The sequence below is a fragment of the Persicitalea jodogahamensis genome, assembly GCF_014651615.1.
GTDB classification, from domain to species: domain Bacteria; phylum Bacteroidota; class Bacteroidia; order Cytophagales; family Spirosomataceae; genus Persicitalea; species Persicitalea jodogahamensis.
In genome coordinates, this window is the sequence record NZ_BMXF01000001.1 from 729,781 (window position 1) to 744,652 (window position 14,872).

Consider the following 14,872-nt stretch of genomic DNA (forward strand, 5'->3'; position numbering starts at 1 on the left):
CTGAAACTACGCATCTGATTCTATTTTTCAATTTGATTGATTCGAAATACTGTTGTTTCATCGTCGTTCCGGCCCAGCACCAGCCATTTTTCCCCATTGACGCTAACTACTTCCAGCGAGCGTACGTCGCCGCTGGCCCAAAGACCCGTATCTTCCGGCCCGACGGCCTCAAAATTCAGGGGCGTAGTTTGCCGCAAAACCAAACCGAAAGAAGCATCGGCGGGGCCCAGTTGCACGCGGTAAGGTGCGAAGTTGCCCGCCACAACCAGGTCCTTTTTACCGTCCCCGTTCAGGTCGTCAGCCAGGACACCGCTGATTCGGGAAAATTGTGCGGAGCGTGGTAGTTCGTGTACTACAAAATCGAAGCTCCCTTTGTTTTCCAACACCACGCTTGCCAGTTGGGTGCAGGAGAGTTTTTTGGATTGGGCAGCGGCTTCCGCGCCAAACATGTCCGCTACGGTGGCGCCGGCGTACGACTCGTACGAAAGGTACTTTCGCCGGAGCGGAACTACCTGATCCAGCATTTCGTCCCGCGAGAACATCGGGTAGCTTTTATCCCCTATATAATAGCTGATGATCGGATCGACAAGCCCGTCTTTGTCAAAGTCGTCGTAATGAAGGGTCATGGGCTTTTCGGGAGAGGCCTTGAATTGCGTATTCAATCCGCAGTTGCCCGCCACGAAATCCAGGTCACCGTCGCCATCGAGGTCGACGGCGGTGAGGGATGCCCACATGCCTTCGGTGTTCTGCAAGCCCGCACTTTTAACTTCTTCAAACTTTCCTTTTGTATTTTCAAATGTGCGAATGCCCATCCAATCGCCCGCAAGTACCAAGTCCTGGCGATCGTCTTTATTCAAATCCGTAAATACCGCGGCGGTAATCATGCCGGGTGCAAGCAGTTGCTCACTCCATTCGGCGGTGACGTCCGTAAAACGTGCCTGTCCTGATTGACTGTCGTTGCGGAGCAAATAGCTGCGGGCGGCTTCAGGAAAGGCACCCGGAACGGCGCGGCCTCCGACAAACAGATCCAGGTCGCCATCGCCGTCTATATCGGCACTGGCAACGCACTGTTTTGGGTTTAGCATGGCAGGCAATGCCGTCGGGACGAAGCGAAGCGTATCGCTTCCTTCATTAATATACAGGTGATCCTGGTATTCTGGTGACTGTGCTTCGTACTCATTACCACCGCTGGCGACGTACAAATCCAGATCGCCATCGCCATCCGCATCGAAAAAATGCGCCGCTACTTCCTCAGATGTCACGTGCTGCCGCCACGGCTGAATGGGTGCGGCAGTGAAGCGACCATCAGCGGTTTGTAGGTACAAAGCACCAAACTGATTGACCGCTCCACCAAAAAACAGGTCTTCCCGGCCATCGCCATTGACATCGCCCCGCGCCAGGGCAGGGCCCATGCGCGACAACTGGTAGGGAATAAGTACCTCTACCTTGAAATCAACAAACTCATTTTCCTGGTGGTAAAAGTCCAGGCCGGTCTGCGAGGGAGCGAGCTGCTCGAATAGTGTCGGAGCAGATTCTTTCACCAGAATATTTTTCAAACTACCTTTCTCAGCCTTGCCTTCATCAACTACCAGCAACTGATTGGCCTTAGGGTTGACCAAGCGCGTGCGTTCGCCCGAAGGCCAAGCCACCACGACGGAATCTACCTTGGTTTCTTTGCCCAAACCAAAATGCAAATCCGTAGTCACCGACGACAAGTACCCGCGCACCGGGTAACACTCCTGGTACTGCATTTTCCCACCAGCGTATGTCCACGCCTTGGCTCCCAAAGTACTAGCCGAGGACTTTTTTCCCTGCAATCGCAGCGTGAGGTAGTTATTCTTCGGGGCGTTATTTTGGTAAATAAAGATTGGCTCGTTGATATTCGAAATCACAATATCCAGATCGCCGTCCTGATCGAAATCGGCGTAGGCGGCGGCATTGGAAACCGTAGCTTCGGTCAGGCCCCATTGGTCGGACACATCCTTAAACCGTAACCCATCAGCTGCTTCGCCGCCCCGGTTGCGCAGTACGTAGTTTTGTAGCTTGTTGGAAGGCATTTTCTGCACCAATCCGTAGGTCCTGAAATTGAGATTCCCCTTGGCGGCTTCTTTCAACTGCTCATCGGCAACGGTGTATTTCAGGAAGTCCATATTCGTAAAATCCCGCAGGTAACCATTCGTAATCAGAATATCCTTCCAACCGTCGTTATCGAAGTCGGCCATGAGTCCGGCCCAGCTCCAGTCGGTATTGGAGATGCCCGCCAGTTGGCCTATCTCGCTGAATTTTACTTGTTTTTCTAGGTTTTGGCCCACATTCAAATGGAGCATATTGCGCATTTGCTGGTGGTAGTAGCCACTATCAAGCAGCAGATGGTACTGATCGTACTTGTCCGGACCTTTCAGTAATTTTTGACGGTAGTTGTCGGCGGGTAGCATGTCGAGCGTCAGCACATCGGGGCGGCCGTCGTTATTAAAATCACCCACGTCCGCTCCCATCGAAAACTCGGAAATATGAGTAAATGACTCGCGCAGTGATTCGGTGAAAGTACCGTCGCGGTTGTTCACATGGTAGGCATCTACCTCCGCATAATCACTACTGGTGTATAGGTCGGGCCAGCCGTCCTGGTTGATATCAGCCACAGTCACACTCAGGCCGAAGTTCAGGGCATTGTTGACAATACCCGCCTGCTGCGTCACATCCTTAAAACGCGGAAAGTTTTTGCCGCCTTCATTCCGAAACAGGCGATTGCCGAAGTGTGGACTGAAAGCACGTCGCACCTCACGGGTATTGAGGAAAGCATCGACGGTGTTATTGGAATGGTTCAGCAGGAACATATCCAGATCTCCGTCGCGGTCGTAGTCGAAAAATGCCGCTTGCGTGGAGAGCGTTCCGGGAGCATCGAGGCCCATTTTGCGGGCCATTTCCTTAAAAACCGGGACCCCCTTTACTAACCCTTGATTGATGAAAAGCTCATTGGAAAGCTGCATGCTATCCCGAAAAAATCCCGAATGACAGACGTACACATCCAGCCAGCCGTCCTGGTTTACGTCGGCGACACTCACACCGACGGCCCAGGTACCATTGCCCTCGATGCCCGCTTTTTTGCTGACATCGTCAAACTGGATCGTGCCCGATTTTTTGGCCGAGCGATTGAGGTATAGCTTATTCGGTACCGTATTGCCCGCCACAAACAGATCAGGCCAACCGTCGTTATCGAAATCGCCCACGCCTACGCCGTTGCCATTGTAAAGGTACTCGTATCGAAAAATGTGCAGGGAATCGTCTTCTTCAATCTTGTTCACAAAGTTCACGCCCGTCACTTCGCCCGGCAGGCGAGTAAAGAGGGTTTGGGAGATGGCTTCGTGCCCCAGACAGCATCCTGCCATTAGCAGGAGTAGTTTCAAACTATCCGGAAAAAGTTTAGATAAAGTACTCTGCATAAAGTTTTTTAGGTTCTTTATTCCCAGTCAAAAGTCAACTGGCTATCCTCTTCCTTTCGTTCGACGTACATCAGAATCAGCGTCATCATTTCCTGGTCACTGCGCATACTGCCCTCCGAAAGTACCAGCTCCGGCGGGTCGTGGGGATTCATCGGATTCTGGGCCGTGTTGTCGTAAGTGCCTTCGATGTGTACGACGGCTCCCTTGGGAAGCAGCACGGGCTTTTTATAGCGATATATTTCCTGCCAGCGAAAGTCCCAGGCCGGAATCCTGACCAGCGGAATCGTATCTCCATCGGCCTTGGTAGCGTATGCCTTAAACGACTTACCCAATTGGTGCATGTGCGGCCAGGCATAAAGCAACGACACGTCGGGCTGATTATTCGCCACGCGCAGCGCGAACGATTTGACCTCGTTGGCAAAGATCATAAATGGCGGCGTAATGTCCTTTTGGCCGATCCCACCCGAACCCAGACTGATGACTTTCACCTCGCGTTCAATCGGTTCCTTCTTGAAAAAAAAGTTGACCCCGTTGATACTCTCCGCATCTATCGCCGAAGGCCCATAATGAACCGTAAGGAGCACTACACCCCGGCGGGGCATCACCCAACCCATGCCTTTGGGGTAAGTTTCGAAGGTAGCTCCGGGAATCCATCCACCGTAGTAGGTCATTTCTTTCTTGTACTTCAGCCATTGCAGGTAGTCGCTTTTCGAATCGCCGCTCAGGTTGACACTGGTGACGGTATTGTACAAGTCGATGGTGGCGTCTTCCACCGGATGGATGGCGAAGTTGGCATGGTGAATGATTTTTTTATTATTCGAAGTGAACTCTATAGCTTCTACGTTGGCTGCCGCTGCCATTTCAAAGGGTACTTTGAACACCATGAATCGTTCCTTCCCGTCGCCTTGCTGGACAAAGGGTTCCGACATCCTAAGTGTCAGGTCAGGCTTACGCTCGTAGGCGGTCCCTGCTTCGGCCCGCTCGAGCAGGGCCTTTTCGGCTTTTTGATTTCCTTTTCCTTTGGGCGTGCCGGCGTCTATCCAGGCTACGATGCTGGCAATTTCCGAATCATCCAACGAACGGTTATTGGCGAAATCCACGTAATGGTCATCCGCCTTCCAGGGCGGCATGTAGCGGGTGCTGACTACCTTGCGAATGAATTTAGACCGCTTTACTACATCTTCGTAGGTGATGAGGGAAAAGGGGGCGGCTTCACCCGGACGATGGCAAACCGCGCAATTATTAAGAATTATGGGCTGAATGTTCTCGTAAAAAGTAACGGATTGAGCACGAGCCGTTGCCGCGGTCAGACAAATTACGGCCAGACAGGAGAAGAGGTACTTTATTGGTTTTAGAATCATTTTTCGAGAAAAGGTGAGCCGCGCTTTTCTCAAAATTAAAAAATTTCAATAAAGAAGGCTAATTGCGCTCTGGCTCCGGCGGCATTTCCCGTAACTCGCATACAGAAACAATCCACTCTTCCGCGTTCAGAGCGATTATTTTCCGGCAGTTTTCTTTTTGAAATTTTAAGTCAAATCCAGCACCGTGCCGGCCTTCCCTTCCGACGCCATTATCAAATCGTCAGCGTGACAGATTATCACCCGCTTTACGCCGGATTGCAGGGCAGCAAAAGCGTTATCCAACTTCGGAATCATACCTTTATAAATGACTCCACTTTCTTTATAGGCTGCGTAGGACGCGGGATTCAGCGTTGGAATAACGGCCTCATCGTCGTCAGGATCGGAAAGTACCCCCTTTTTTTCGAAACAATAAACCAAATTTGTCTCGTACCGCTCAGCCATCGCCACCGCTGTCGCCGAAGCCATCGTATCGGCGTTGGTGTTGAGCAATAAGCCCTCACGGCTGTACGTCAGCGGCGCGATGACAGGTACCAAACTACTTAACAGCAAAGCGTCGATTTGCCCGGAATTCACTTCCTCGATGTCCCCCACAAAGCCATAGTCGATCGTTTTGACCGGACGCTTGACCGAACGGATAATGCCCCCATCGGCGCCCGTGAGGCCAATGGCGTTGCAATCGTTGGCTTGCAACTGGGCTACCAGGTTTTTATTCACTAGTCCTCCGTATACCATCGTTACCACATCGAGCATAGGTCGGTCGGTCAGGCGGCGGCCATCGATCATTTGGGTTTCAATGCCGAGTTTGGCGGCGGTCTGTGTGGCGATTTTGCCACCACCGTGGACAAGGATTTTTGGGCCTTGGAGTTGGGCAAAGGCTTTGAGAAAAGCCGCGCAGGCATCAGGGTTGTCAATGACGTTGCCGCCGATTTTTATTACTGTTAATTTCATTGAAAGCTTTTTTTATCGATCCAGGCTTTGGCTAAGCTGTCCGCCAGATAAACTTTTACCAAACTGTCTGGTGGACTTCCGTTCTTAAAAGTATTGATATTGACATCGGGTTCAATCGGCCCGTCGTACACTTTTCCGTTGCGGTCAAAGGTGGCAGAATTTGCTAGTGAGATCATCGCACTATCCGCGAGAAAGATATTGCTTTTTCCGGTGGGTACACCGTATGTTGGCTCGCCAAAAGTTCGTACGTTAGGCAGACTAAGAAAGGGAATTAAAATCATCTCGCCTGCACTAGCAGTATATTTTCCGGCGATAATAGCAATGGGCAGGTTTGCTACCGGTAAGGGTTTCCAGTTAGAAAGTTGGATAAGCTGAGCCTGCTTACGGCCACCTTTTGTAAAAATGCTTCCTTTGTACGTTCCAATTTGTTCTTTTCTGCCATTACTATAAACATAGCCAAACAACATGTCATGGCCGGTTGAGAGGTCGTGATCAAGCAAGGGCGCAAGACCTCCAACAAAAGGAACGTACGTCCCGCCCTCCATGAATCGCATGTCAATGATAATTCCCTTGATGTTTTTCTCCCCAAAGTACTGTAAAGTGCGATAGAGACTGTCAGCGATTGGTTTTGTTTCCGATTTATAAGGAGAATTATAAGAATTGAGCACAATTAGGCCATATTCCCTATCAATGACGGAGGCTTCGAAAGGCATCGTCCTTTCTCCGGAAACATGCGGAGCCAACATCTCGCGCGTATTAGAGGGTGGAGTAAAAAAGCTATGTCGGTCCTTCAACTCGGCTAGTACGTATGCAATGGCGCCATAAGTGTCTGCGGAAGTTTGGGCGTTGACCATTTTTTCAAGCGCCGCCACTCCAATCTTGTCAAAATCAATCTCTTTTCGGTGATAGGCCTCGGAACGAATGTATCCGAATGCCTTTTCAAAATAATCAAGAGCCTGCGGAGAGACATTGTTTTCCGTGGGTTTCCGTTTAAAAAGCTTCTGTGAGGTTTGGCAGGAAAAGCAGATCGCTAGAACGATGGCGCTGACAATGGAGACTATTTTGAGAAACATAGTTTGCCAAATTTCTTAAAAGGACTCTTCGTTCTTTATCCACCGCTTTAATGACTAATATCATACTTGATGCCTGAACGGAAGAAGTGATCAACGCTGTTGAAGAAACGATGACTACCCCAAAAGTACCTATGCTTCCTGAGATAACCAGCCGCGCCGATGTGGAAAATCTTGTCAATACTTTCTATGACAAAGTACGTGATGATCCCACCATCGGCATAATTTTCAACGAAATAGCGAACGTCAACTGGGACACACACCTGCCCAAGATGTACGATTTTTGGGAAGGTATTCTGTTCGGTAGCGGGAACTACCGGGGCCGACCCATGCCGCCGCACTTCAAGCTGAACGAAAGCCATCCTTTCCGACCCGAGTACTTTGATGCCTGGCTCGCGCTCTTTTACCAGACCGTGGATGAGTTATTTGAAGGCGAGAAGGCTGCTGAAGCCAAAATGCGGGCCATGAATATTGCCGCGGTCATGGAACACCGCATCGGACAAATAAACGCGGGTACCAACACCTCCTTACTTCACCGGAACGAATAGCACGGCGTCGGCCACCACGGTACCTTCTGAGCCCTCGTTTGATACTTCAACAAAGTTTTCTCCGCCTTTGACAAAACTATAAGTACCGGCTTCGATCCATTCATTAACCTGCGTTTGGGTTGCCAATTCTACCTTTTCCGTTCTTTTTCCGGCTTTTATTTTCAAATTAGTGCGGCTGGACTTTCCTGTTTTTGCCCCATCGTACTGGGCGGGATTTCCGCCACCTCCACCCGGATAAGGGTTGAAAACATAAACGGTGTATTTGCCATTTTTTGGAATCTCAGGGGTGTAGCGTACTGACTTGATTTCCTCACTCCTGGCGTCGTCCACCAACTGCGAAGCAGCGTACTTTCCACCCCCTTGTTCAATACGCCATTTGCCGCTTATCGTCACAGCCTTCGGTGTCACATCGTTGTCGAGCAGAATTTCGGGTGTGCTGCCGTCGGCCAGCGGATCGTTTTTAAGTCTGTTTTGCAATGCGGCGATGTCTATTTCCTGCACGGTAGTTTGACTATTCACCGCCAGCACCGCTGCCTGGGCTGCCGCCTGACCGAGGGCCATGAACACGGGCTCCATGCGGATAGAGCCGTAGGCGATGTGGCTGGCCGAGTGGGCTACGGGCACCAATAGGTTGGTACATTCGGTACGCTTAGGCGTGAGGGCGCGGTAGCTGATCGGGTAGGGGCCGAAGCCATGCACCTGTACGTCGCCCTCGTTCTGTACCATCATTTTCCCGGTGGCAGGGTTGGGTACCATTAGCCGCTGGCAATTGTGCGAATCCATGCTGTATGCAGCCAGGGCGATGGCATCCGGGGCTACTTCTTCGCCCTCGCAGTGGTGCTGTGTCATTACGTATTCGCCCTTCATGCGCCGCGCCTCCCGGATGTAGAGTTGGGGTGAAAAATGGTCGTTGTCCAGGTACTCGTCTTTGGGATATCCCCATTCCAGCATTTGCTTCCGCAGATGTTCAGGCATTCGGGGATCATGGCCCACGAAGTAGAGGAAGCCTTTGGTATAGTCCAAGTGATCCTGCACAATCTTTTGTCGCGTATCGTAGTCGGCTTCGGGATAAGCATGGTTGGCTCCAATCATGTCGGTGGAAAGGCCGCCCTTGTTGTTGATGTCGGTCTTGTTATTGGGCATGTCGGCAATGTGCATCACACCCCAGTTAATGTGTTTAGGCTTTTCGATGGCAATTTGCCGCAGTAGCAGCTCGTACTTGGTGGAATCGTAGCGGGCGGGGCGCGTGATCGGAATCTGGTTGGCCGGGTCGCTGGTGAGGCAGATGCGGAAGTTGTAAGCCTGCACACTTTTGTCGCCGCTTCCAATCGGGTAAAGCGGTTCCGTGCTGATGCCCCATAGCAAACCGCTACTTGGGTCGTCAGGTGTTTTATAAGGACTGATTCCGGGTGGAAACTGGTGTTTGTCGAGCAGTTGAACTCCATTCCAGGTTTCGCCGTAAACCTCGTTGTCTTCACGGCCCACCACGTAGCTGACACCCGCCCTGGCCATCAGGTCGCCCTCGTAGGTACAGTCTAAGTAGACTTTTGCCCGGACGGTACGGTTTGTCTTGGGTTCAGGATAAAGCGAATTTTCCACCACAATTTCCTGAATTTTTCCCTTCTGATTGTCTACCGAAAAAAGCCGGTAGTCGTACCAAACCTCTACTTTGGCCCGGTCGATGTATTCGTTAAAAAGATTCAGCGCCACGTGTGGCTCGAAAGTCCACTGCTCGAATTTGCCGTAATGTTGTCCGATACGGCGGTAAAAGTCACGCGCTACACCCGTGATGGCGTATTTGTTTCCGATGTCCGTTTGGCCCAGTCCCCCAGAACTCAGCCCGCCGAGGCGTTTGGTGGGTTCGATCAGGAGCACTGATTTACCCTGCATCCTGGCGGTGTAAGCCGCGATGACGCCCGCCGACGTGCCACCATAGACGCAGATGTCGTAAGTTTTCTGGCCAAAGGCGGTAGAAGCGCAAAGTAGCAGAAGTGTAAGTCGGAAAAGTACCCTCATAAAAACTTTGTTGAATTTTGTAAAGGACGCAGGAGTAATCTCGCTGTAGAAATTAAGTAATTAAGGAAGGTACTATACTTACAAAATTTCCATCAACTCCCGCAAATGCCGAATATCGTGGGTAGGACTTTCATCGAAAACATTTCCTGCCGGATTGTAGTAAACGGTATCCATCCCGGCGCCCTTAGCTCCCAATATGTCGGCTTCCCAGTTGTCGCCGATCATCAGGCCGTTGTCGCACCCTGCTCCGGCGCATTGGAGGGCATACTCGAAAATGCGACGGTCGGGCTTGCGAGCCTGGGCTTTTTCATTAGTCACGATATGAACGAAATAATCGAAGATTCCCGCGCTCCGCATCTTCTTGCCCTGCACCAGGTCATAGCCGTTGGTGAGCACGTGCAATATATAGCCCTGGTCCCGAACATAGTTCAGTACTTCCAGCGAGCCATCGATGAGATATGATTTTGTGGGCAACATTTCCATATAGGCTTCCTCCATAGGACGGAAATCAATACCGGCATGAACGCCAAACTCTTCCAACACCCGCCGAAACCGATGTTCACGGATGTGCCCATGCGGGATTTCGCCACGCTCCAGCTCCCGCCAGAGTTGGTAGTTGATTCGAAGATAGGTACTAACAAAATCATCTATCGAATTAATACCCATCCCTGCCATATCGAAGGTCTGGTATATTTCGGTCAGACATTCGCCGGAACTGCGTTCAAAATCCCAGAGTGTATGGTCGAGGTCGAAAAATAAGTGTTGGTAAGGCAAGAATCTAATATATTTTAATGGGTTCAGGTTGCTGGAATAGCACACTGCGTGTGTCTAAGGTCGAACAAAACTGTCGCTTAAAAAATTAAAAACCAACGGTTGATTCGGATGGGCTGTCGATTTTTGGGTATCCAAAAAGTACCCCACCGTCCACTGCAACAGGGATGAATCGCGCAAATAATTCCTCGCTGTACCAGCCGCGTTGTCGGGTGCGCTTCACGATTTCTTTATGTCCGGGACGGTGATAGGCAAATTTTTTCAGCGACTCCACACTATCCCACACGCTGATGGTGGCCTGCTGGGTAATGGGGTTTTCACCAATGCCGAATGCGAGCAGTACGCCTTTGGACTTTTTTAAGGAAAGGTGAGCTTTGGGGACGTGTCGCCAAAAATCCAGTAGTTTGGTGAAATTGATCTTCGCGCGGGTCAGTACGACAATTGGGCCCGTGTACTCTTTTTCGATATTTTCCGCAGTCTGGAAAGGTTCCGCCCCATCCCATTGGCCGTGTGACTGGATCGTACTCATTTTGATCGTATAGTGTTCTGCGGTCTGGGCAGCATAATTCCTGAAATCGGGAGACGCAAAGAATTCGTCGGCGCATTGTGCGCTCTCCCATTGGGCCAGAAAAGTGTATTGACGAAAATTGGGAATAATGTCGAAGCCCTTACGCCCGCTGCCGAGCATCTTGCTGAATGTCGCGCCTTTGGGATTTTCCAGGGTTTTGCGACCCATTTGGCCAAAGGCCCACCAGATCTTTTCTTTGGCAAACTTGAATACCGTGAACGTCGTCACGGGGTCGAGTGCTTTGCTGGGGTGAAGTATTTGGAACAATTGAATGGGTGGTTAGTGTATGGATACCGGATCGAAAAGTGTAACAAACCCCGTTCCAGTCGGGTACGCCGGGTAAATCTTACATTTTGATCACTATTTTTGTTCGAACGGGGAGAATATGTCCCGGTCGATCGAAAAGGACATACAAAGTCCGGTACTTTGCTACAATGGGAACTGATACATTACCTGAATTCGTCATCCGGCGTGCCACGCCTGCCGATGCGCAAACCCTGGCCCGGCACCGCTGCGAAATGTGGCTTGCGATGAATGACCTGCTGGCCGAAGGTTATGAGGAGATGTATATACAATGTGTCCGGTACTTTGAAGAAGCTGTGGCCGACCAATCTTATCAAGGATGGCTGGTGACTAACAATAGCGACGAAATTGTGGCCGGCGGTGGTTTATTGCTGCGCCGCATCGCGCCCTTTCCATTGGAAAGCGGCCTGAGTTGTCCCCTGGAAATGCAGGCACACATTCTGAACATGTTTACTGAGCCTGATTACCGCCGCTTTGGCTTGGCAAAATCGCTTGTGACAACTATGCTACAGTGGTGTGAGGAAGAAGAGATCGGGCATGTAACGCTGAATGCCTCGTCCGCCGGAAAGCCTCTTTATGAAAAACTGGGCTTTGTGGAGATGAAAAACTTCATGAAATGGACCGGAAAGCAACCATGATATCTGAACTCAAAATAAATCCCGAAGTACTCCACCCCGAGATTGCCTTTCAGACCGCCCGAAGCGGCGGCAAAGGGGGGCAGAACGTGAACAAGGTCGAAACGAAAGTCGAACTCCGACTCGATATCCCCAATTCACAGGCACTGAATGAAGAGCAGAAAGAGTTTCTGCTGAAAAAGCTTGCCAATAAACTTACAAACGAAGGCGTCTTGATTCTGATCCACCAAACCGAGCGTAGCCAACTGGCCAATAAGGAAAGGGTAATCCGGAAATTTGACCGTCTTATCCGGGAAGCTTTTGTTGTGCCGCGCCGCCGTCGGGCTACGCGCCCCACGCTGGCCTCGAATCGACGCAGAATCCAGTCCAAAAAGCAACGCTCAGAAACTAAAAAGATGCGCCGAAAACCGCCGAGAGAGTAAAATGCCGTTGATTTGACTTTTCTTGCAGAATTTTTTTTTGAGCAGCTTAGGTTTCACTTCTCACCTTTTCTTCATACCCCTCCCTTATCTTTATGACGACCTACCAAGGTAAAACTAAATATCAGCACTTGTTCAGCCTCCCGGTCATTGTGGCTGCCCTGGGTTATTTCGTTGATATCTACGATCTGCAGCTTTTCGGCATTGTGCGTATTCCCAGTCTGCTGGGTTTGGGCCTGACCATGGAACAGGCCGACGCCGTGGGAACCGACATCATCAATTACCAAATGATCGGGTTATTGCTAGGCGGCCTTTTATGGGGAATTCTGGGTGACAAGAAAGGACGGTTGTCGGTACTTTTTGGCTCCATCATTACTTATTCGCTGGCCAACGTTGCCTGTGGTTTTATTCCCCAGATAGAATTCATGGATAAGATTGAAGCCTACAAATGGCTGCGCTTCGTGGCGGGTGTCGGCTTGGCAGGAGAGCTGGGAGCAGGGATCACGCTGGTGTCAGAGAGCTTGCCCAAGGAGTTGCGGGCCATCGGTACCTCACTGGTGGCGGGCGTTGGCTTACTGGGAGCAGTGGTAGGTACTTTCACCGTCCGGCTCTCGGGCGACTGGACCATCGCTTATTTCGTGGGCGGCGCAATGGGCTTTTTGCTGTTGCTGCTACGGGTCGGCGTAGTGGAATCGGGGATTTACAAGGATATCACCGATAAGGCGCACGTGATGAAAGGCGATTTTTTCTCTTTCTTTACCAACAAAGAACGCTTCATCAAGTACCTCAAATGCATCGGTATCGGTATGCCCACCTGGTTTTGTATCGGGATTCTGGCTTACCAGAGCAACCAGTTCGGCAAAGCGCTGGGCATTCCTGAAACGATTGATCCCGGTCTCGCTATTATGTGGGCTTATATCGGTATTTCGGCGGGCGATTTCGGCAGCGGCTTTCTCAGCCAAGCATTGCGTTCACGAAAGAAAGCGATCGCCTGGATGATGGGTTTTTCGCTGGTTGGTGTCTTGCTTTTCCTTTTTGCCGGCATAAAATCTGCCGAAATGCTGTATGCACTTTGCTGCTGGCTGGGTCTGGGTACAGGCTACTGGGCCATGTTTGTAACGGTGGGAGCTGAGCAGTTCGGCACCAACCTGCGGGCGACGGCGGCCACCACCGTACCCAACTTCGTGCGCGGTGCCCTGATTCCGATGAATATGCTTTTTGTAGCCTGGAAGCCTTCGCTGGATGTCATCCTGGCGGGATTTGCGGTGGGCGTGCTAGCCTATGCCATTGGATTTTACTCCACGCTTACTATTCCGGAAACGCATGATAAGGATCTGGATTTTCTGGAAGCTTAGGAGGCAGGTGACGCTTTATGAACCCAGCAATTGATCGCAAATCTATAATCCTTGAACGTCGCCCCCGGACAAACGATGGGCAGCACCTCGTGGTGGACATAAGACTGGAATACTAAAAGTGAATTGTGGGTAGGTTCCAGCATGACGGGTTCATCGTCGCCGGGCATAATTTCAAGTGGGTAGATTTTCAATTGTCCCCCGCTGAATGCCTTGGGCATACTGTGCATGTAGTACACTGCGCTCAGAACCCGGTCACCGGTTTCGCCCAGTCGCATATCAATGTGGGGCTTAAAGAAAGCACCGTCGCCATGAGCTGCTATTTCAAGTTCGAGTTTTTCCCTTCTTTTAAAATCTGCCATTTTTAACCCTTTCAGCATTTCAGGATAAAATGCGTGAATTTTTTCATGGAGTATGGCATCGAATGGGCCAAGGTCACGCCATACTTTTGAAATTCGCATCTTTTCATTGACTTTGCCCTCTTTACCGACTTGTGCAGACGTGTACTTGTCCTCATTCCCGACGGCGTAGTCGAATATCTGCTGGCTAAGCTCGTCGCTGAGAAAATTTTCGACGTGCATGTAAGGGAATAACTTAGGCATTTTTTTAAGAAGCGTTTAGGTTGTATGATTCAGGATAGCTGTACTCAAGAGTCAAGTTTGCGAATTCCGAGAAATTTGGCGTGAATATACTGGGAATCCATGTCGAGGACAAGACTATGGCTCATTCACTCAAATTGAGTGAATGAGGAGTCTATTTTTGATACTAAACTTTAAAGTCAAATCCGATACTGGTCCTACTTTGCAGAGGTTTTGGGGTGTTGGCAGTGGTAATGAATTGGACAGAGGGAAAAGAATATGCCTGTAATGACTGATCATGGCGGTGCCGAGCTGAGTAACCTATCAATGGAACATATAAAGATCGAAATCGGGTTCTGGTTGCTCACAGACTACTGGGGGAAAGGGGCCATGTCAGAAACTTTCAGCCATATCTGTCGTTACGGTTTTGACCACTCATCCTGCGCAGAATCAAATGATTTGTGGAAACCGGAAATGTAAACGGTAACGATTCTTTACCAAATTCGATTTCCGGCATGAAGGTACGATGGCTGACTGGGAAGTGAAAAACGGCAAATTTATCAGCCTGAATGTGTACGACAAGCTGAGTGAGGATTCAGCGATGAAATCGGCCTAGCCGCTCAGATTCATACCTGCCATCTGCTGCTTATCATCTTCATATCTGGTAAAAGTACCCTTTGAATTCTCTGCAACCTGCTAATAATCAATCTTCCCTCTACTTCTGCAAAATCAAATTATAAAACCAACGGCCAAAGAATTAACTTTGCGATTTGAAACTCAGTCTGACTGACAATCTGGCATTCAGCGGCTTTCGGGCGTATTATTTTTCAAAACATTAATTGGAAAAGTTTCGCCGCTCGCAT

At 50.2% G+C, this 14,872-nt stretch carries 13 protein-coding genes; 5 read left to right on the plus strand and 8 right to left on the minus strand.

Translation table 11 applies throughout. The features are described from left to right. Window positions 1–20: 20 nt before the first annotated feature. The 4 genes from IE117_RS02955 to IE117_RS02970 form a co-directional block, all read right to left on the minus strand. On the minus strand, window positions 21–3,440 hold the full coding sequence (locus tag IE117_RS02955) for a CRTAC1 family protein (RefSeq protein WP_229580252.1): 3,420 nt from the start codon (window positions 3,438–3,440) through the stop codon (window positions 21–23). A 17-nt stretch (window positions 3,441–3,457) separates the two neighbouring features. After that, entirely contained in the window at window positions 3,458–4,801 is a 1,344-nt protein-coding gene (locus IE117_RS02960) for a c-type cytochrome (protein ID WP_229580254.1), read from the minus strand. 165 nt (window positions 4,802–4,966) lie between these two features. Then, window positions 4,967–5,749, minus strand: coding sequence for an acetylglutamate kinase (gene argB, locus IE117_RS02965; RefSeq protein WP_189562849.1), 783 nt, complete (start codon window positions 5,747–5,749; stop codon window positions 4,967–4,969). Next, window positions 5,746–6,822 carry a S41 family peptidase gene (locus IE117_RS02970; protein WP_189562850.1) on the minus strand — a complete coding sequence of 359 codons (1,077 nt, stop codon included), beginning with the start codon at window positions 6,820–6,822 and terminating at the stop codon, window positions 5,746–5,748. The genes argB and IE117_RS02970 overlap by 4 nt, the downstream gene beginning before the upstream one ends. Before the next feature lie 110 nt (window positions 6,823–6,932). On the opposite strand from IE117_RS02970, the gene IE117_RS02975 reads away from it, so the two are divergent. Next, on the plus strand, window positions 6,933–7,367 hold the full coding sequence (locus IE117_RS02975) for a group III truncated hemoglobin (RefSeq protein ID WP_229580256.1): 435 nt from the start codon (window positions 6,933–6,935) through the stop codon (window positions 7,365–7,367). Here IE117_RS02975 and IE117_RS02980 read toward each other — a convergent pair. From IE117_RS02980 to IE117_RS02990, 3 genes are all read right to left on the minus strand, one after another. After that, complete coding sequence (locus IE117_RS02980) at window positions 7,347–9,383, minus strand: FAD-dependent oxidoreductase (protein ID WP_189562851.1); 2,037 nt, start codon at window positions 9,381–9,383, stop codon at window positions 7,347–7,349. The two genes, IE117_RS02975 and IE117_RS02980, sit on opposite strands and share 21 nt — an antisense overlap. 78 nt (window positions 9,384–9,461) lie before the next feature. Beyond that, entirely contained in the window at window positions 9,462–10,157 is a 696-nt protein-coding gene (locus IE117_RS02985) for a YjjG family noncanonical pyrimidine nucleotidase (protein WP_189562852.1), read from the minus strand. A gap of 85 nt (window positions 10,158–10,242) precedes the next feature. Then, window positions 10,243–10,989 carry a DUF3291 domain-containing protein gene (locus IE117_RS02990; protein WP_189562853.1) on the minus strand — a complete coding sequence of 249 codons (747 nt, stop codon included), beginning with the start codon at window positions 10,987–10,989 and terminating at the stop codon, window positions 10,243–10,245. Between the two features lie 167 nt (window positions 10,990–11,156). On the opposite strand from IE117_RS02990, the gene IE117_RS02995 reads away from it, so the two are divergent. The 3 genes from IE117_RS02995 to IE117_RS03005 all read left to right on the plus strand — a co-directional run bounded on the left by IE117_RS02995 (window position 11,157) and on the right by IE117_RS03005 (window position 13,434). Then, window positions 11,157–11,663 carry a GNAT family N-acetyltransferase gene (locus IE117_RS02995; RefSeq protein WP_189562854.1) on the plus strand — a complete coding sequence of 169 codons (507 nt, stop codon included), beginning with the start codon at window positions 11,157–11,159 and terminating at the stop codon, window positions 11,661–11,663. Further along, window positions 11,642–12,082, plus strand: a complete 441-nt coding sequence (gene arfB, locus IE117_RS03000; RefSeq protein ID WP_229580258.1) for an alternative ribosome rescue aminoacyl-tRNA hydrolase ArfB — start codon at window positions 11,642–11,644, stop codon at window positions 12,080–12,082. The genes IE117_RS02995 and arfB overlap by 22 nt, the downstream gene beginning before the upstream one ends. Before the next feature lie 92 nt (window positions 12,083–12,174). Next, window positions 12,175–13,434, plus strand: a complete 1,260-nt coding sequence (locus IE117_RS03005) for an MFS transporter (RefSeq protein ID WP_189562856.1) — start codon at window positions 12,175–12,177, stop codon at window positions 13,432–13,434. Here IE117_RS03005 and IE117_RS03010 read toward each other — a convergent pair. Then, on the minus strand, window positions 13,431–14,033 hold the full coding sequence (locus IE117_RS03010; RefSeq protein ID WP_189562857.1) for a 2OG-Fe(II) oxygenase: 603 nt from the start codon (window positions 14,031–14,033) through the stop codon (window positions 13,431–13,433). The two genes, IE117_RS03005 and IE117_RS03010, sit on opposite strands and share 4 nt — an antisense overlap. 264 nt (window positions 14,034–14,297) lie before the next feature. On the opposite strand from IE117_RS03010, the gene IE117_RS26505 reads away from it, so the two are divergent. Further along, window positions 14,298–14,489: a GNAT family N-acetyltransferase gene (locus IE117_RS26505; protein ID WP_374757958.1), complete on the plus strand. Its 192-nt coding sequence runs from the start codon at window positions 14,298–14,300 to the stop codon at window positions 14,487–14,489. Window positions 14,490–14,872: the final 383 nt, after the last annotated feature.

Coding starts and splice junctions, on each gene's coding strand:
- IE117_RS02955 (WP_229580252.1), bottom strand. CDS start 3,440: ATGCAGAGTACTTTATCTAAACTTTTTCCGGATAGTTTGAAACTACTC.
- IE117_RS02960 (WP_229580254.1), bottom strand. CDS start 4,801: ATGATTCTAAAACCAATAAAGTACCTCTTCTCCTGTCTGGCCGTAATT.
- argB (WP_189562849.1), bottom strand. CDS start 5,749: ATGAAATTAACAGTAATAAAAATCGGCGGCAACGTCATTGACAACCCT.
- IE117_RS02970 (WP_189562850.1), bottom strand. CDS start 6,822: ATGTTTCTCAAAATAGTCTCCATTGTCAGCGCCATCGTTCTAGCGATC.
- IE117_RS02975 (WP_229580256.1), top strand. CDS start 6,933: ATGACTACCCCAAAAGTACCTATGCTTCCTGAGATAACCAGCCGCGCC.
- IE117_RS02980 (WP_189562851.1), bottom strand. CDS start 9,383: ATGAGGGTACTTTTCCGACTTACACTTCTGCTACTTTGCGCTTCTACC.
- IE117_RS02995 (WP_189562854.1), top strand. CDS start 11,157: ATGGGAACTGATACATTACCTGAATTCGTCATCCGGCGTGCCACGCCT.
- arfB (WP_229580258.1), top strand. CDS start 11,642: ATGGACCGGAAAGCAACCATGATATCTGAACTCAAAATAAATCCCGAA.
- IE117_RS03005 (WP_189562856.1), top strand. CDS start 12,175: ATGACGACCTACCAAGGTAAAACTAAATATCAGCACTTGTTCAGCCTC.
- IE117_RS03010 (WP_189562857.1), bottom strand. CDS start 14,033: ATGCCTAAGTTATTCCCTTACATGCACGTCGAAAATTTTCTCAGCGAC.
- IE117_RS26505 (WP_374757958.1), top strand. CDS start 14,298: ATGACTGATCATGGCGGTGCCGAGCTGAGTAACCTATCAATGGAACAT.